The following is a 17,048-nucleotide window of genomic DNA, read 5'->3' as shown; positions in this document are numbered from 1 at the left end:
CGAGTTCGCGGCACATACGCCCTCACCGGTGTGTTTGAACAACCAGCCGCCGTGCCCCTCGATCACGGCGCACGACACCTTCATGAGCGGCGACTCCGCCCGCATCCCCTCCCCATGTGGGCGCACCGGGATCACCCCTTCCAGACCACCTTGTCGGTGCCGCCGGAGTCCCGGTAAACCACGCTGTCGGGAACGGTGCCCCCGCGTACGTCGAAGTAGATCCGCCCGGTTGTCTGGGTGCCCGGCGCGATCGGTTGGTTGGCAAGGCCGTCCGTCTGGCTTCCCTTCATGTCCGCGTAGGTGGAGCTGTTGACAGCTCGCGCGTTGAAATCGGAAATGTTCGGGGTCGGGGAGCCGCTCACGGCTCGGGCCGTCACCTCGGAGTACCAGATGCCGTCGTTGTGACCGCTGGGCTGCAAGCTACTCACGGTGTAGTCGATCGCGCCACCTGAACTGGGAATCTCCGCCGTTTGGCCGAACTGGAGCACCTCCGGGTCGGCGAACGCTAGTGGGGCCGCGAAGACTCCGGCCGCCGCGAATCCAGCGGCAGCTGCCGTTGTTTTCAATGCGATGTGCGAGAACGTCATGTCATGCTCCTTCCGCCAGGTTCCTGCTGTCCAGGAATGACTACGTTCTGTTCCGCTGAGTGCGTATCCGAACTCAGGGATTTCAAACCTGCCCGTTTCCGGCCGGCGGCCAGCTTTCTGTCAGCAAGCCCTCCTTTCATGCCGCGGGAGCACAGGTCGTGCGGGCGGCCGCGGCTTGTCGGGGCGACTGTCCGGGCGACGGCAAATCGTAGAATCGGCTCGTGAGTGAAGTACTCGATGAGGGGCCGTTCTTTCATGGCACCAAGGCAGGACTGCGCCCCGGTGACCACCTGACGGCCGGCTTCAACTCGAACTATCGACCCGAGGTCGTGATGAATCACATCTACTTCACTGCCTTGCGCGACGGCGCCGGACTCGCCGCAGAGGTTGCAGCACTGGAGGAATCGACACCACACGTCTACGAGGTCGTTCGCACCGGGCCCTTTGAGGATGACCCGAATGTCACGGACAAGAAGTTCCCGGGCAACCCGACGCGATCGTTTCGAAGCGAAGCACCACTTCGTGTGGTGCGCGAAGTCACCGACTGGGCGCGGCTGACGCCGGAGGCACTACTGATGTGGAAGGACCGGCTGGCCTCGATCCGTGCCGACGAACGAGGCGAGATCATCAACTGAAAGAGGAAGTCCGCCAGATATTTTGCGAGAAGCGCCGGACAACCTGAGGCGGGGCACGCGGAATGCTGACGCTGGCGATTCGGACTGTCGAGTTCACCCACCGAGTCATCAACCGGGACTCCGGCCTGGATGCCTGAGACGTCGGTGACGCAAACCGTCACGACAAGCCTGTTGGCAAACACAAAACCAATGAACCATCAGGACTGCAGGAGCCTCTGGTGGTCGTGGCTGTACTGGGGTTTTGCCAGATAACGGATGATCCAATAGAGTGCTCGGCTAATTACTATTATGCCGTAGCACCAGGCAAGGTGACGCGCATCACATCGTGGCAAACCGGGGTGGTAGTTGCCACGGATGTGACGGGTCGGCGGCAGGTTAACCCCTGCTTCGCAGCAGCTGTAACTCACGCAGCAAACTCTTGCCGGCACACATCTTGTCGGGCGGTGCTGGTCGCCGCATTGTGACCGGTGTGCAGTTCAACCCTGTTTTTCACGCCGACAGCGGGGTTGGAGGGGGGTGTTCGTGTCCGACGCACGGATCCACAAGTTCAAACCCCCACAGAGGAGAGCACAACCATGCCGAAGGCCGCCCGACCACTGGAGACGTTCGGAAACCCGCGACACGTAAAGAAGATCATCACCACCCTTCTCGTCGCGACCGGCCTCGGTGGTGCCACACTGCTCTCGTCGCCGATGCACCGGCATCCAGCGATCGCCGTTGAGCAACGGCCGGCGGACGACTCCGTCACCAGACCGGCCGCACCCGCAGTCACCATCCCCAGGCCGGTGGTCGTGACCAAGGAATCCAACGCGCAGGACATCGTCAACGCCATCGTGAGCCAGGGCAGGGCCGCCAGCTTGAGTGAAGACCAGATCAAGACCGTCATCGCCACAGCGAACATCGAATCCAGTTTCCGCCCGACCGCGTCCGGTGGCGTGCAGGCCTACGGAGGGCCGGGGGGAGCCGCCGATGAGGTCATCGGCCTGTTCCAGGAGAAAGCCAGCTTCGGCACCCTTGCCGAGCGTCAAGACCCCAACATGGCGATCGCCCGGTTCATTGCCCGATTCACTGAGGCGTTCAACAAATACGGCATTACCGGCGACCCGGTGCTGGCAGCCACGCTCGCGCAGAACCCGCAACTGCTCAAGTACCACGGTGGGGTTGGAACGCACTACTACAACACTGTGAAGTCCGCGATGACCGCAGCGGCAGACATGTACAGCCGGGCGGTCGGTGCCACGCTGCAACCGGTGACCTGACGCCGGATGTGACGGCGGCGTTCCGTCTGATGCGAAAGCCGCCAAGCTGAGCCGGCTCTGGTCACATGGCGGTTGAAAGTTGTTGGGCGGCAGAGTGATGCTCCGCCGATGATTCGCACGGGCCGGTCACGGTGCGGAGGCTTGGTGCGGAAATATCGTGACGGTTTCATTTGAATAAACGTTCTGCAGCGTCCCGGCGACGCGGGCGCCGACATCGCCTGGTTGGCTTTAGCGTCGACTGCCGTGGCCGAACTGGGAAATTTCGTGAAACGTTGGCGCACAGCGCTTCATCTCACCGTGTCGACACTGATAGTGGCCACACTCGGACTCGCGATCACGCCCGTGGCGCATGCGGCTGCGGCCGTGGCGACATTATCGGTGACATCGACATGGCAGACCGGTTTCATCGCCCGCTTCACCATCACCAACTTGAGCTCGATGCCGCTATCCGATTGGACGCTTGAATTCGACTTGCCGGTGGGCGAATCCGTCTCGCGCACGTGGAGTAGCACCCTGACCCAATCTGGCACGCACTATGTTCTCACGCCCGTAAATTGGAATCGCATCATTCCACCTGGCGGTTCAGCCAAAGGTGGTCTAAGAGGCGTGCTGAGCGGTTCTTACACACCACCGTTGAATTGTGTGCTCAACAGGCAGTATTTCTGCACCTAACGTCGACTGCGCACCGATGATCGACACTGAAGCTGTTGTTGCGCAGTGAGTTACGCGTGATCGCATAGTTGGTGCGGTGCGGTGTCGCGCGATTCGAGCGGCGTTCGCCCTAGCCGCCGCGACCGCGGCCTCTACCCAAGTGCTCTGGCTCGCCCTCAATGGACCGCTATCGCCTGCGCCACTTCTGTGGTTCGGTTATAGTCCCGGCCGGGCGAGGGTTCAGTTGTAACTTGACCCACACCACAGGATGACGCGAGAGGAAACCATGAGGACGATCGCAAACCGCCACACGGCAGCAGTCGGCCTGGTCGCTGTCGCGCTGGTCGCTGCGGGATGCAGCAACGGCAACAGCGTCGATACATCGATGTCGCCTCAGGTCGGCTTGATCGCCACCTCCACGACTGAAATCCCGGGGCAGCCCGAGGTCAAGCTCATCGGGGACAGAGACGTCGAGGTGACGCTGACCGGCCCGATCGCGGCGAAATACTCGTCGGCAACCGAGAGCCAGAAGGAGACGCTCGGCAAGCCGCTGACGGGTGATCGCAACGCGGGAACGCGGGATAGCGGAGTGGTGTTCCAGCAGTTCCAGGGCGGCGTGATCGTCGCCAAGAACGACGAGGCAGGCACGCCTGCCTACATCACCTCGGGCAAGATCCGGGAGGCCTGGAACATCCCACGCGACCCGGAGGGCGTGCCTGTGGTCACCGGCGATAACGGCTCGGCAGGTCCACTGGGCGCCCCCACCAGCGACGAGAACGCCGACGGCGATCTCGTCGTGACGACGTTCGAGCACGGCAAGATCGAGTACAACGCGAAGACCGGCCAGGTCGATGTGACGGTCAACGACAAGGTCGTACCGTCCGGGCTGTAGTGCACGAGTGGCGGGTTCCGTTCGTCGGTGGCGCTCCATCTGAAGTGCCAGGCGAATGGGTCGCAGCCCTGGCAGCAGTCGCGCGTGATCTTCGATGTCGGCGACAGGGGAGAGCCGTCAGCCTCGACGGCGTCGAATGGGTGCTCACCGTGCACTCAGACCGTTCGGTAGCGATCGGAATGACGACGTTGACGGCTGACGCAGACCTGGGCGCATTTTCCATCGGCCGCGGTTTCGCACTCGAGACAAGCCCCGCGCAGGCGATGGTATGGGTCGCATCAGTGGTTCAGGATGAGTTGGCCGGCTACGAGTTCGTGCAGTGGCCTTCGGACGGTTGGAAGTTGCTTGCCCCGGACCTCAGGGGCGGTGAGGCTGTTTGGGTCGACCGCAGTGACCGTGTGGTGGCGCCGATCGGTGCATTGTGCGACGAATCCGGGCGACGGTAGTTGGAGGCCGGCCTGGGTGTCAGGCACTAGACGGTGAACGGTGTGACATCGCGATGAGTTTTTCCCTCTGGTGAAGTCCGATCTGCATGGGCAAACTCATCTATGGCTTCAACGTGTCGGTGGACGGGTACATCGCTGATGCACAAGGCAACATCGACTGGGGGGATCCAAGCGAAGAACTGCACGAGTACTGGAACGACTTCGAACGGGAGACCGCCCTGTCGTTCTACGGGCGGCGGCTTTACGAACTGATGTCCGCGTACTGGCCGACTGCCGACAAGGCCCCGGACGCCACCCCTCTGATCGTCGAGTTCGCCCGCATCTGGCGCGACATGCCCAAGGTCGTATTCTCGCAAACCCTGGAGTCTGTCGACTGGAACTCACGACTGGAACGCGGCGACCCGGTCGAGGTGGTGACAAAACTGAAAGCCGAAACCGACGGCAGGCTGGAGGTGGCCGGCGCGACGCTGGCCGCACCGATCGTGCAGGCCGGTCTCGTGGACGAATACCGGATCGTGGTCGCACCTACCGCCGTGGGCGGCGGCATCCCGTTCTTCCCGACACTGCCGTCATGGATCTCGCTGCGACTGTTGGAGAACCGCACCTTCCCGGGTGGCACGGTCCTGCTGCGCTACGAGGCGAAGCGCGACTGATCGGACGCACACAGCCGAGCGAGATCGTGATGGCAACAATTGTGGGTGATGTCAGACTTTGTGGTGTGAGCGCCGATGAGCCGTGGGTTGAGGTGGTCGCGCATGACGGCGGCTGGGCTGAGTCATACCGGGCGGAGGCCGCAGTGATTCGCGCCAAGCTGGGGGATTACGTGCTTGGAGTCGAGCACTTCGGAAGCACTGCAGTGCCCGGGCTTTTCGCTAAACCGATCATCGACATCCTCGTCGGCACCCAGCCCGGCGGAGAACCGCACACGGCGATTGACGCCCTGGGGCACCTCGGGTACGAGTACCTGGGCGAAGACGGTCGCCGTCCGGGACGATACTTCTGGCGGAAACGAGGCGTCACCGCGTTCAATGTGAGCGCGGTCCCGCACCTCGGGGCGTTGTGGGTGAGCAATCTCGCGGTCCGCGACTTTCTTCGTGCCCGTCCGGACTGGGTCGAACGGTATGGGCAGGCCAAGTTGGATGCTGCGGCAGCAGCTGGGACAAGCATGCTGAGATACCAGAACCACAAACGAGATTTCGTCGACGAGCTGCGCGCCTCCGCTTTGGCGTGGGCGGCTGAGCCCCGTTGATTGCGCGTCCGGCAGGTCGTTGATGCCTCATCTGCCCTCAGCTTGGCTACTGCGCGGCCCGAACGCGTGGCTGATGCAAATCCCTTGTTGGCGCCGTCTGAAATTTTGACGGTCCATTGAGGTTGCCGTGCAGGGGAGCGGCCCCGGAGGCGCGTCGGCAACCGTGTCTTGGTGCGTCAGGGTGGGTGCGCTCGAGGTGGAAGATCCCCCCGGATCACTGCCCGGATCCTGCCGCCTGATTGCAAACCTGTTGCATCTTGGCGAGGTCAACCAGTTCAACGTAACCCTTGTGCAGTGCCGCGGGGTCCGCAGCGTTTCTCGCTACCCACGAAAGAAGCTGGTCGGCAATGAGATTCACCATCTCCCCGCGCGATGGATCGCGCAGATCAAGGATCAGCACATTGTGTTCGTTCAGTTCGTGAATCTCCCGTCGCGCCGGGCCGTCCGGCAGCGTGTCCTCAAGAAAATCGAACAAGAAGCTGGTCATGGAGCTGGTCCAGGACCAGTCACCCGCCTGGAAACGAACAAAGCCGCCCATCGCCGTCCTCTCATGTGACCGCGGACCCGCACTCCGCACACGTCGCGACTCGGTCGATTACCCACCCTGCCGCATATTGTTTCAACCATGGGCGCACCCAGTGAGCGGATCATCGAACAACGCGTGCGTAACCGTGTCATGGAAGCAGTGGAGGTCCTCGCCGACGGAGACGGCGGCGTTCGGACGGTCGGCGACTGCTGTTACTACAACTATTTCTTCGACTTCATCGACGACGACATCACCGCGACGTGGCGTGATCTAAGCACTTTGACGCCTGTGGAGGTCCGGCAACTCGAATCCCTCCATGACTTGCTGAAATTGTCCTTGCAGGCGACAAACGCGATGGACGCTGACGAGCTGATCGCATCAGGGTGGCCGGTCCGCATCGCCGCGGTTGCTTGCAGAACCCTCGAGACCATGCAGACGCGGGGACGATATGACGAAGAGAGCGAGGAATTCGACCGGTGATCGGTGTCGGTGAGGGGCTGATTGACTTGTAGCGCTGGGCCGGTTGAATTCCCGGTCGTGCGAGATGATGCGCTGGTAGCGTGGGGTATGAGCGCACAACCATCGGCATTCCATCGCGCCCATTGCGCCCATTGCGCCGACGATCTCATCGACGCCTATCTCGCACACGAAGATCGGTTACTCGCCGAAGCCGCCGGCGACGCTACCGGCGCCGGCGAATACCGCAACCGCGACGATGACGACGTCCTGGCCGCGCTCATCGCCTGGAAGAAGAAGGCCCAAGATCGCGGCAAACCGCTAACCGAGCAGGACTGGATGAGTCTGGTCCTCGAACTTGTGCACCGCGCTGCCGCGCAGCGGCGATGACCCGCCGGTAGTGCACGGCCTGAAAGCCCGGTCGGCGGCAGGTATACACCCGGGTGCTTGCCGAGCAGGCCGCGGCGCTCGAACCGCGCCGCCCGCGACATCGGACGAAAGTAATTGGTGGGCAGTGCAATACAGCGCGACTTCTACTGGTAGCCAACCATATCTGGAGTGATCGCCGGGGTGCAGTTAGCAGGTGTCGCCGTAGGTGCTGATCTTGTATTCCGTCGCGGCGAAATCAACCAGGCCGGGGGACCGCTCAGTGTTGGCCGGCTTATCCCAGGATCGCCCGAGCTGCGCGCTCTGCGATGAGCATGACCGGTGCGTTGGTGTTGCCGGAAGTGATAGTCGGCATCGCGGAAGCATCGGCCACTCGAAGGCCGGCGACGCGGTACACGCGGCAATCGGTGTCGAGCACCGTAGCGGCTGACGTCGGGATACCTTGTGCATCAAAGGATCCCATCGCGCAGGTGCCCACCGGGTGGAAAATAGTCGTACCCAGTTCTCCAGCCGCTTTCTGCAGCTCGTCATCACTCACCAGTTGTGGGCCGGGAAGCAATTCCTGCGGGTGGTAGCGGGCCAGAGCCGGCGCCGCCATGATCTGCCGAGTCATCTGGAGGCCGGTCACCGCGGCTTGACGATCGCCGTCGGTGGACAGGTAGTTGCAGAGAATCTTCGGGCTGGTCAGCGGATCTGCATCGGCCATGCGCACATGGCCACGCGAACTGGGTCGCAGATTGCAGACCGAGGGAGTGATCGCCCCGAATGGGTGCAGGGGTTCGCCGAATTTGGGCAACGACAAGGGCTGTACATGCCACTCCAAATCGGGACTGGCCAGCGCGGCGTCGCTCTTGGCGAAGGCTCCCAGTGTGGAAGGCGGCATGGTCATGGGCCCAGACCGCAGCGTCAAGTACTGAAGTCCCATGCCCGCCCGAGTGATCCAATTGCGGTACAGCGTGTTGACGGTCGGGGCGCCCTGGATTCGGTAGACCGTTCGTAGCTGCAAGTGATCCTGGAGGTTTTCGCCGACTCCTGGCAGGTCGACGGCGACCGGTACGTGATGTTGAGTAAGCAGCCCGGCTGGGCCCAGACCCGAGACCTGCATTAGATGCGGCGAGCCAATCGATCCAGCGCTCAGGATCACCTCGCGGCGGGCATGGACGTCGATGATCTGGCCGTCTTTGAGCAGCCGCAGGCCGGTGACGCGGTGCTGAGCCGTGGTCCAGGCACCGCGACGCTGAACCTCGTGGACCTGGTCATCCATCAGCAGCTGCAGGGCCTGGGTGTGGGTGTAGACGGTGAGATTGGGGCGGTGGGCGATCGGATGCAGGAATGCATCGGCCATCGACCAGCGCCGGCCGCGCCGTTGGTTGACATGAAAGTACGCACTGCCTGCGTTGTCGCCGCGGTTGAACTCGTCGATCGGGGCAATGCCCACCTGGGCGGCGGCGTCCTGCCAGGCGTCCAAGATCTTCCAGCGCACCCTTGGCCGCTCGACGCGGATCTCACCACCGGCGCCGTGCCAATCGTCGGCTCCGCCGAAGTAGTCTTCCAACTCTTTGTAGATCGCCAGCGTCTCACCGGGAGAGTCCGGGCCACCCCAATGCCATCGGTCGTCACCGGTGGCTTGTGCCCATAGGTCGTAATCGCTTGCCTGTCCGCGCATGTGGATCATGGCGTTGATCGATGAGCACCCGCCGATCACGCGGCCCCGCGCGTAGTGAATGCTGCGGCCGGCCAGACCTGGGTCGGCCTCGGTCGTGAAGCACCAGTCGGTGCGAGGATTGGCGATTGTGTACAGGTAGCCCACCGGCACCTTGATCCAGAACCAGTCGTCTTTGCCGCCGGCCTCAATCAGAAGCACACGGTGGTCAGGGTTGGCGCTCAGCCGATTGGCGAGCAGGCAGCCCGCACTGCCTGCTCCCACGATGACGAAGTCGAACTCGGCGACGGGGCTCATTCCGGAATCGTTCCTCCATGGCGTCGGATGCGTGTCCTAGTGTGCGCGATGACCGCCAGGTAGGAGGACATTCCCGCGCGTGCTGTCGCGGTTCACCGTGTCACCAGTGGCTGTTCGACGACAAACGTGCCCGGGCCGCAAACAGAATGCGGGCACCGAATGGAGCCCGTCGGCCGCACAATGAAGTGCGGTCGGCAGTGAGGCGGTGTGTACTCTCAGATGCGGATTTTGGTGCTGGGGGCCGGTGTGATCGGCAGTGTGTATGCCGCGCGCCTGCTGGAGGCTGGGCATACGGTTACGTTGTGCGCCAGGGGGAGCCGGCTTGCCCAATTGCGCGACTGCGGCCTGATTCTGCAGGACGTCGAAACCGGCTGTCGCACCGCTTGTGAGGTGGCTGCGGTTGCGACACCGGACGGTGTTGCATGTGACCTCGTACTGGTCGCGGTGCGCCGCGACCAGATGGTCGGCACGTTGCCTCTGCTGGCGAACGTGGATGCGGATGTGATGTTCTTCGGCAACGCTGCTGGCCTGACCGATACCCTGGCGAGGGCAATCGGCAAGCGGACACTGTTCGGTTTTCCCGCCGTCGGCGGGGTGCGCGAGGATGCGGGAGTGCGGTTCGTGTTGATCCGCGCGCAGAAGACGATGGTGGCTGACTCCGATCGCCGGCGATCCGCGCGGATGTACAGCATCGCCCAGATGTTCGAGTCCTCCGGATTTCCGGTGACTATCAGCACCGATCCCGAGGGGTGGCTGACCGCTCACGCCGCGTTCGTCGTGCCGATTCAGCTGGCCCTGCGCCGTGTCGACATCCAGCCGCGGCGGCTGGCCACTGACCAGGCGCTGCTAACGACGATGGTGCGGGCCACCCGGCAGGCCTTTCGCGCCCTGGAGGCAGGCGGCAACACCGAGATTCCCCGCAACCTGCGTGCGCTGTATCTCCTCATGCCTGAACGCTTCGCTGCGTGGTATTGGCGCAAGACGTTCGCCAGCCAGCGCGGCGAGTTGTGGTTCGCCGCCCATACCCGCGCCGCGCCAGAGGAATTGGATTCACTCGCCGGGGCCCTGCACGCCGCCGTCGGGGCGAGCGGCTGGTGCGCACCGGATCTGGAGGCGTTGGCCAGCGGCTCGGGGGGAACATAATCCGCAACACGGCGCCATGTGCTGGTAACCCTCAGCATTCGATTCCGCCGTATCTGTGGTGCGAGGGTTTGTTCCACCCGCCGACGGTCGACCAGATTCGGCGGCAACCCGTGGCGAAGGCTGCGTCCATCACCGCGCGGGCGGCTACAGTCCCGTAGCCCTGACCGTGGAAGCGTTTGAATATCTCGTAGGCGATTTCAGGCTCATCGAGAGTGCAACGGCCGACGATGAGACCCCAATAGCCCAGCGGTTCATTGTCTGTGCGCCGGCGAATCGTGAGCAGCCCGATGCCGTTCTGTTCGGCCAGGATCCGTTGCGCGATCGTCCGAGGCTGATGCCGAGGAGAGAGATCAAGTCTTGGTCATAGTCACCCGTTGTCTCGCCATGCGACCACCTGCTTGAGAGGCGTGAGGTCGTATCCGTCGTCGGAGGTGAGCTCGGTCTGGAACAGCGTGACGCCTGCCTCGCGGAAGGCATCGGCGCTATCGGCGTTCTCCCAGAGCGTGGAGCGTTCGATATCGGCACCGTTGCGGCCGAAGGTTGCTGCCAGCTCGTCGACGCGATCACTGGACCTGCGGAAAGCGTCGAGGTCCTGAAACGCATGCCAGATGTCGGCATGCCTGGCAACGGCGGGCAGCGAGCGCTTGGGCCCCGTGCCGCCGATGAGGATCGGTAGCTTGCGCACTGGCGGCGGAATCAGTGCGGCGAGCCGGTTCTCGATGCGGATCAGGCTCTCGTCGAACAGGTCGAAGCGGGAGCCGAAGGTGCCGAAGTCGTAACCGTAGGTGGTGTAGTCCTTTTCGTACCAACCCGCGCCGAGGCCCAGGATGAGCCGGCCGCCGCTGATGTGGTCGACGGTGCGCGCCATGTCAGCGAGTAGGTCCGCGTTGCGGTAGCCGACGCCGGTAACGAGGAGCCCGATCTCGGCGTGTGAGGTGATCTCGCCCCACGACGCGAGCGCGGTCCAGCCCTCAAAGTTGGCGACGTCGGGCTGTTCATCGTTCAGGACGGGCTTGCCGTCGATGATGGCCTCCATCGCCGGGCGGTGGAAGTGGTCGTAGCCGAAGATTACGTCGACGCCGAGGTCGTCGGCGGCCAGGACGGCCTCGCGCCACGTGGCGTAGTCGGGCGTGCCGCCGGGCTGGATCTGCACGGCAACGCGGACGGGACGGGTCATGGTGCTCCCTGGGTCGGGGAAAGGAGGTGACTCCAGAGCCAAGTTCACCCGGGTGCGGGTTTATTCCGGAGCGGCACATCAATGCCGGTAGAGCGTCCGTCGAGCTAACGACCGGGATGGAGCGCCGGGCGTGTCAGTTGCGTCGCGGTGTCACAGCGCGTCGTACACCGCGGCGATGAGCCGATAGGCACGGCGATCGCCGGCGAGCCAGTCGCGGCGCAGATTGGGCACGAAGGCGAAAGCGACCTTGTGTTCGAGATCCGCCAGTCCCACCGAGCCGCCGGCTCCAGGGTGGCCGAAAACAGTCGATTGCGCAGGTTCGGGCACCACGAAGTTCTGCGACGGCAGCATGTAGCCGAGCCCGAATGCACTTTCCAAGCGCAGCACCCGGTCGCGGCCGCGTACGCGTTCTGTGATCGCTTCCCGCAGAGGACCCGGCGCGACCAGGGTTCCGCTGATCAGGTCGCCATAGAATTTGGCCAGATCACGAGCGGTGGTGACTAGGCCGGCCGCGGGCCAGCCGGCCGCCAATACTTCTGGATCATTATAGGCTGCAACGGGATTCGATGCTGCCCGGATGAACAGCGATTCCGGATCGGACATCGCGGCCACCATCTCGGCGACTGTGTCGTCCGGTATCGGCGGCGCGTTCTCGGCGCTCCAGGCACGCTGCTCGGGCGGTGGCGAACTGATCCGGGCGGCCTCGCGCACCGCCGCTCCGGAAGCGCCGATGAACAGCCGATCGCCCAAGTGTCGCCGGGTGAACTCGCCAACCGTCATACCGGTGTGGCGGCGCACGAATTCGCCGACCAGCCATCCGAAAGTCAAAGCGTGATAACCATGTTCGGTCCCGGGCTGCCAGAGCGGGCATTGGCGCGCCAACAGGTCGGCCATCGCCGCGGGATCTGAGGCTTGGGCCACCGAAACCGGGCGCTCCAAGACGGGCAACCCGGCGCGGTGGGCCATCAGGTCGCTCAGTGTGGTCTCGTGCTTGTCGTGTTGTGCGAATTCCGGCCACCAGGCGCTCACCGGTTCGTCGGCGCTGCGGCCGCATTGCTGGGCGACCATGAGGGCCGCGGTCGCCGTCACACCCTTGGTGCAGGAAAAGGTCGGACAAGCCGTATCGCGCGTCCATGGGCGTCCGGTCCGTCGGTCGGCGATGCCTCCCCACAGATCCACCACCGCACGACCGTCGACGAATACCGCAACCGCGGCGCCGAGATCGTCGCCGTTGGCTAAACCTGCTTCAAAGACGGCTTTCACTTCCGCAAAAGCGGGGTCAGCGTGCCCCGCCGCTGAACTGGACATACGCCGAATTAGAACACGTTCTAGTCTTGGTCGAGTGTTGATCGCGCACACCAGCCGCGAATCGGCGCGCCGTGGCCGCCCTCAACGAACAGCTCAACGACAAACTCGGGCTCACGCCAAATCGATCGTTGGACGTCGATTGGGAAACCTACCGGGCGTGCCGACCAGTCACACCGGACGGCGTAGCGGATTCGGTCGAGCGGGACAACAAATGCAGTGGGCCAACGACTTTCGTCCGGAAGAGTCGAAGTGGCCGCGCCTGCGCCGATCGGGGGGGGCGACCACCAGGCTGGAGATGATTCATCTGATGAAAACGGCGACATCTGCTGGTTTCCCGCCATATTCGAATCCGCCGTATTAGTGGTGGCAACGTGACGTGTAGCGGCATCTCTTAGCGGAGGCTGGGGAAGACTACTTGGGTCCTGCTGTTCGGGTCTGTGGGTTGCATGTCTCGGCACCGCTGAAGGTGTCGATAGTTTGCTGGAGCTTTTGTTCAAGTGACGGCCCTGCGGAGCAAGCCTCGGTTGCGTGCCGACGTTGCCAACTGAAACTGGATTGCCCACCAGCGGACGGTGCGCTTACCGTCGAACCTATGCCCGCGGATGCGCCCACCATTCTGGCGACCAGTGGCGGAATTGGCATGGGCCAGCGCACGCGGTTCGAGTTCACCGCCATGACCGATTACGCGGTCGAGCTATCCGGTGTCACCGGGCGGCCTCCGCGCGTCTGCCTGTTGGCGACGGCGATGGGTGACGACAAAGCGGTGCTGCACTATCTCACCGAGGCGGCGCAGGTCCGTGGCTTTGTCCCGTCGCACGTGGCGTTGTTCCCGATGCCCACGGTCGACGATGTCACCACGCATCTACTGGAGCAGGATGTGGTGTGGGTGTTCGGCGGCAGCGTCGCGGGGCTGCTGGCGATGTGGCGGCTGCATGGCGTGGATGAGGCGCTCCGCATTGCGTGGCACGCCGGGGTGGTATTGACCGGCATCTCGGCCGGCTCCATCTGCTGGCATGCTGGCGGCACCACCGATTCGTTCGGCCCGCAACTACAGCCTGTTACCAACGGGCTGGGGTTCCTGCCTTACGCCAACGGCGTGCACTACGATTCTGAGGATCAGCGCCGGCCGCTACTGCATGAGCTAGTTGGTACCGGAGTTCTGCCGTCAGCGTTTGCCACCGATGACGGCGCGGGCCTTGTTTACCGCGGTACTCAGTTCGTGGAAGCCGTCGCCGAAAAAGACACAGCGGGAGCGTATTTCGTCGAACGACGTGGCGCTGCGGTGATCGAGACCGCCCTCGATGTCCGGCGGTTGCAGTGCTGAACATGATCGGTTTCCGGCCCGCCATCGATGAGGACTTCGAGTTCATTTTCGAGCTGCACAAGGCCACTTTGGGACCTTATGTCGATGCCGTTTGGGGGTGGGTGGACGAGGAGCAGCGTGACTACCTGGGTCGCGCCCTCAGCGTACAGAACAGTCAGGTCATCGTCATCGATGGCGTGGACGCCGGCAGGCTAACCGTCCAGCATCGCGACCGGGAGGTGTATGTCGGCCTAATCGAGATCAACCGCCCCATGCAGGGCCTCGGTATTGGCAGCCACATCCTGCGCAACGTTCTCAAGGACGCATTTGCTGAAGGAAAGTGCGTGCGGCTCAACGTGCTGGGAGTGAACGCCGGCGCCTATCGCCTCTACAGTCGGCTGGGCTTCATCGAAGTCGCGAGAGAGGAAGTCGCCGGCGTGAGCGGCACATCGCATCAACGCATCGAAATGCTGGCGCATCCAACGGCACCCGGTTAACAGATGCCCTCCAGTCAGCATTATCAAGGTCCAGGTTGTTCAGTAGCGTCCCGACTTTGAGGTTGTACCGGACGTACTGCGCCCAGGTGTTGCCAGCGGCGTCGGGCTGCCTGTGGGCGACTTCGTAGCTGTAGCCCAGCATTTCGGTGACTAGGGGAGGGGAGCGGGCAACTCCGAGACACGTTCCTGCAGAGCCGTGTTGCGTGTTCCCTGTTATCCACGGTTTCTGAAAATTGACCCTTTAAGGGTTTCTGAAAGTTGACCTGCCCAGAGTAGCGGGCGTGGGCCACCTTAACCCGGTGCGCCTCGGCCGATGACCCGCAGCACCTGATCTGGTCGATGGCCGGGCCAAAAGGCGTGCAATGCCCAGGTAGCACCCGCAGCGGTCAACCCGTCAAGATCGTCACCCGGTCGCGCCGCTACCGCGATATCGAAGCCTTCACGGCTTCCCCGTACCTGCTCGATGGCTTCTGCAATGCCCGCGACTCTCGCGGCGTCAGCTCCGAGCGGGAAGATGCCGTCGTAGCGGGCGGCCCGGTCGATCGGCCTACCGGCCGTGCGTGCGGTGCCAAACCACAGCGGGATCCGAGGCCGTTGAACCGGGGCGGGAATCGCCGCTACATCTTCAACGACCACTGCTCCCTGGGAGGTCACCGTTTCGCCCGCCCACAGGGCCGTCAGCACAGCGGTACCGTCATCGAGCACCCGGCTGAGCCGGTGTGCGTCGCAGTCCTCTCCGAACGCCGAGTACTCCCGCGCGATGTCACCGCCAGTGCCCAACCCCAAAATTAGACGTCCTCGGCTCAGTCGATCCAGGGTGACCGTCTCACGCGCCAGCTTGAGCACGCGTCGCCGCGGCAGCGGAGTCACCATGGGGCCCAAACGAATCCGGTCCGTCACCATCGCCGCCGCGGCCAGTGCGATCCACGGATCAGCGATCTCCCACCGCCCCTCGACCGGACTCAACACGTGATCCCACACAAACAGCCCGTCCCATCCGGACTGCTCGGCTGCAGCAGCGATGTCAGCGATCGCAGACGGATCGGACAACGCTCCGAACAACGGCACATAGATCGCGTGATGCATCAACCCACCGTAACGGTGGGCCTATTGCCCTCCACGCCAACATCACCGACCACTATGGCGGGCCAAAATTCATGACGACGACGGGCCCGATCAATTGACGAAACGCAGCCCGTCGACCGAGATGGATGCAGCGATCCAGGTCATTTCGCCGAGCCAGCCGAAGTCCGAGCGGGAGGAGAGTCCCTCGCGGTGCCGGTGATTCATCAGATGAAAACGGAGCCTTCTACTGGTAACCCGCCCTATTCGATCCCGCCGCATTCCTGACGAGCGTGGGACGTGACAGGGGATGGTTGATGGTGGCTTGCGGCGGGAAGTTGGTCGTGGCTCTCGGCGCCGGCGGATCTTTTCAGCGAGTCGCTCGGGACTGCTTCGAGCGGTTTCCGGACGCGATGTTCGCCGATTTGTTCATCGACGCGGGGAGCGCACGGGGCACGGCTGATGCCCGTTCATCTACTGGCCCAGGGCGCATATCCTGATATTGGGACCACAATTCCGGCCCAAATGGCTGCCGCTACAACATCCCAAAGCGACGGCCAGCCATGAACGACGACGCGCTATGCGACGCCCGGACATCCGGAGGCAGCGATGTTCGAAGAAGTTCGGCTCTATGCACCGGTGACGCGCTCCGGAGATGACGTCACCGTCCACCTGGCTGCCGACCACCCGGGTGCGGTGGACCCGGAATACCGCGCCCGCCGCAACGCGTTGGCCGCCCTCGCGATGGATTGGCAGCCTGGCACACCACCACCAATCGCGACCTATACCGACGCCGAGCAGGAGGTCTGGCGCATCGTCTGCACCGAGCTTCACAGGCTGCACCAGCGGCTGGCCTGCGCCGTGTACCTGCAGGGCCGGGAACGGCTCCAGCTTCCCGAGAACCGGATCCCACAACTGGTCGAGGTCAACGAGATGCTCAGGCCGCTCACCGGCTTTCAGTACGTGCCAGCGGCCGGGCTGGTACCCCTACGTGAGTTCTACGGATTCCTGGCAGACGGAATTTTCCACTCCACTCAGTACATCCGGCACCACTCCGTGCCGCTCTACACGCCAGAGCCCGATCTGATCCACGAGGTGGTCGGCCACGGCAATTGCTTGGCTCATGATCGTTTCGCGACTCTGTACCGGCTGGCCGGACAGGCGGCTCGGCGTGTGCAAACGACTGAGGCGCTGGAATTCTTCTCGAAGGTCTTCTGGTTCTCCTTGGAATTCGGGGTGGTACGTGAGCATGGCGAAGTGCGCGCCTACGGCGCCGGCCTGCTTTCCTCATACGGGGAGATCCAGCAGATCGAAGCGGCCGAACTCCGGCCGCTGAACGTCGGCCGGATGGGTGTTCAGCCATACGACATCACGCACTACCAGCCGGTGCTCTTCTGCGCCGACGGATTCAACGAGATCGAAGACGTGGTCGGGGCGTTTTTCGCCGACGCTGATGACGACATTGTGGAGCGCTTGGTGCATGACGCTTCGACACCAGCGTAAGCAAGCC

The 17,048-nt window shown here is 63.4% G+C and carries 19 protein-coding genes; 12 read left to right on the top strand and 7 right to left on the bottom strand.

Going from position 1 to position 17,048, the window contains the following annotated elements; genetic code table 11:
* Positions 1-131: 131 nt before the first annotated feature.
* A complete protein-coding gene (locus ACWEFV_RS22930) occupies positions 132-587 on the bottom strand; it encodes a DUF1942 domain-containing protein (RefSeq protein WP_450071862.1) in 456 nt (151 codons plus the stop codon).
* 221 nt (positions 588-808) lie between these two features.
* Here ACWEFV_RS22930 and arr point away from each other — a divergent pair, with 221 nt between their 5' ends.
* From arr to ACWEFV_RS22900, 6 genes are all read left to right on the top strand, one after another.
* Positions 809-1,222, top strand: coding sequence for an NAD(+)--rifampin ADP-ribosyltransferase (gene arr / locus ACWEFV_RS22925; RefSeq protein WP_450071861.1), 414 nt, complete (start codon positions 809-811; stop codon positions 1,220-1,222).
* Positions 1,223-1,797: 575 nt separating this feature from the next.
* A complete protein-coding gene (locus ACWEFV_RS22920; RefSeq protein WP_450071860.1) occupies positions 1,798-2,481 on the top strand; it encodes a hypothetical protein in 684 nt (227 codons plus the stop codon).
* 243 nt (positions 2,482-2,724) lie between these two features.
* Entirely contained in the window at positions 2,725-3,153 is a 429-nt protein-coding gene (locus ACWEFV_RS22915) for a cellulose-binding domain-containing protein (protein WP_450071859.1), read from the top strand.
* A 265-nt stretch (positions 3,154-3,418) separates the two neighbouring features.
* Entirely contained in the window at positions 3,419-4,024 is a 606-nt protein-coding gene (locus ACWEFV_RS22910; protein WP_450071858.1) for an LGFP repeat-containing protein, read from the top strand.
* A 532-nt stretch (positions 4,025-4,556) separates the two neighbouring features.
* On the top strand, positions 4,557-5,123 hold the full coding sequence (locus tag ACWEFV_RS22905; protein WP_450071857.1) for a dihydrofolate reductase family protein: 567 nt from the start codon (positions 4,557-4,559) through the stop codon (positions 5,121-5,123).
* Positions 5,124-5,188: 65 nt separating this feature from the next.
* Complete coding sequence (locus tag ACWEFV_RS22900; RefSeq protein ID WP_450071856.1) at positions 5,189-5,719, top strand: GrpB family protein; 531 nt, start codon at positions 5,189-5,191, stop codon at positions 5,717-5,719.
* A gap of 214 nt (positions 5,720-5,933) precedes the next feature.
* Here ACWEFV_RS22900 and ACWEFV_RS22895 read toward each other — a convergent pair whose 3' ends face one another.
* The gene (locus ACWEFV_RS22895) at positions 5,934-6,257 is read right to left on the bottom strand and encodes a hypothetical protein (RefSeq protein ID WP_450071855.1); all 324 of its coding nucleotides are present in this window, start codon (positions 6,255-6,257) and stop codon (positions 5,934-5,936) included.
* 87 nt (positions 6,258-6,344) lie between these two features.
* Between ACWEFV_RS22895 and ACWEFV_RS22890 the strand changes: the two genes are divergently transcribed.
* Together ACWEFV_RS22890 and ACWEFV_RS22885 are read left to right on the top strand one after the other, a co-directional pair.
* Entirely contained in the window at positions 6,345-6,725 is a 381-nt protein-coding gene (locus ACWEFV_RS22890) for a hypothetical protein (protein WP_450071854.1), read from the top strand.
* An 87-nt stretch (positions 6,726-6,812) separates the two neighbouring features.
* Entirely contained in the window at positions 6,813-7,091 is a 279-nt protein-coding gene (locus ACWEFV_RS22885; RefSeq protein WP_450071853.1) for a hypothetical protein, read from the top strand.
* A gap of 271 nt (positions 7,092-7,362) precedes the next feature.
* On the opposite strand, the gene ACWEFV_RS22880 is transcribed toward ACWEFV_RS22885, so the two are convergent.
* Entirely contained in the window at positions 7,363-9,048 is a 1,686-nt protein-coding gene (locus ACWEFV_RS22880; RefSeq protein ID WP_450071852.1) for a GMC family oxidoreductase, read from the bottom strand.
* Between the two features lie 207 nt (positions 9,049-9,255).
* Here ACWEFV_RS22880 and ACWEFV_RS22875 point away from each other — a divergent pair, with 207 nt between their 5' ends.
* Complete coding sequence (locus tag ACWEFV_RS22875; protein WP_450071851.1) at positions 9,256-10,191, top strand: ketopantoate reductase family protein; 936 nt, start codon at positions 9,256-9,258, stop codon at positions 10,189-10,191.
* Positions 10,192-10,222: 31 nt separating this feature from the next.
* On the opposite strand, the gene ACWEFV_RS22870 is transcribed toward ACWEFV_RS22875, so the two are convergent.
* From ACWEFV_RS22870 to ACWEFV_RS22860, 3 genes are all read right to left on the bottom strand, one after another.
* Complete coding sequence (locus ACWEFV_RS22870; protein ID WP_450071920.1) at positions 10,223-10,498, bottom strand: GNAT family N-acetyltransferase; 276 nt, start codon at positions 10,496-10,498, stop codon at positions 10,223-10,225.
* Between the two features lie 60 nt (positions 10,499-10,558).
* Positions 10,559-11,368 carry an LLM class F420-dependent oxidoreductase gene (locus ACWEFV_RS22865; RefSeq protein ID WP_450071850.1) on the bottom strand — a complete coding sequence of 270 codons (810 nt, stop codon included), beginning with the start codon at positions 11,366-11,368 and terminating at the stop codon, positions 10,559-10,561.
* 150 nt (positions 11,369-11,518) lie between these two features.
* Positions 11,519-12,727 (bottom strand): serine hydrolase domain-containing protein, encoded by a 1,209-nt coding sequence (locus ACWEFV_RS22860; protein ID WP_450071849.1) that lies wholly within the window; start codon positions 12,725-12,727, stop codon positions 11,519-11,521.
* A 541-nt stretch (positions 12,728-13,268) separates the two neighbouring features.
* On the opposite strand from ACWEFV_RS22860, the gene ACWEFV_RS22855 reads away from it, so the two are divergent.
* Together ACWEFV_RS22855 and ACWEFV_RS22850 are read left to right on the top strand one after the other, a co-directional pair.
* Positions 13,269-14,000: a Type 1 glutamine amidotransferase-like domain-containing protein gene (locus ACWEFV_RS22855; protein ID WP_450071848.1), complete on the top strand. Its 732-nt coding sequence runs from the start codon at positions 13,269-13,271 to the stop codon at positions 13,998-14,000.
* A gap of 2 nt (positions 14,001-14,002) precedes the next feature.
* The gene (locus tag ACWEFV_RS22850; protein WP_450071847.1) at positions 14,003-14,476 is read left to right on the top strand and encodes a GNAT family N-acetyltransferase; all 474 of its coding nucleotides are present in this window, start codon (positions 14,003-14,005) and stop codon (positions 14,474-14,476) included.
* A gap of 291 nt (positions 14,477-14,767) precedes the next feature.
* Here ACWEFV_RS22850 and ACWEFV_RS22845 read toward each other — a convergent pair whose 3' ends face one another.
* Entirely contained in the window at positions 14,768-15,562 is a 795-nt protein-coding gene (locus ACWEFV_RS22845) for an LLM class flavin-dependent oxidoreductase (protein WP_450071846.1), read from the bottom strand.
* 585 nt (positions 15,563-16,147) lie between these two features.
* Here ACWEFV_RS22845 and ACWEFV_RS22840 point away from each other — a divergent pair.
* A complete protein-coding gene (locus ACWEFV_RS22840) occupies positions 16,148-17,041 on the top strand; it encodes a phenylalanine 4-monooxygenase (protein ID WP_450071845.1) in 894 nt (297 codons plus the stop codon).
* Positions 17,042-17,048 lie beyond the last annotated feature (7 nt).

This window comes from Mycobacterium sp. NPDC004974 (genome assembly GCF_053600815.1).
Note: the sequence above shows the minus strand (reverse complement) of the source record. Positions and strands in the feature narration are given on the sequence as shown.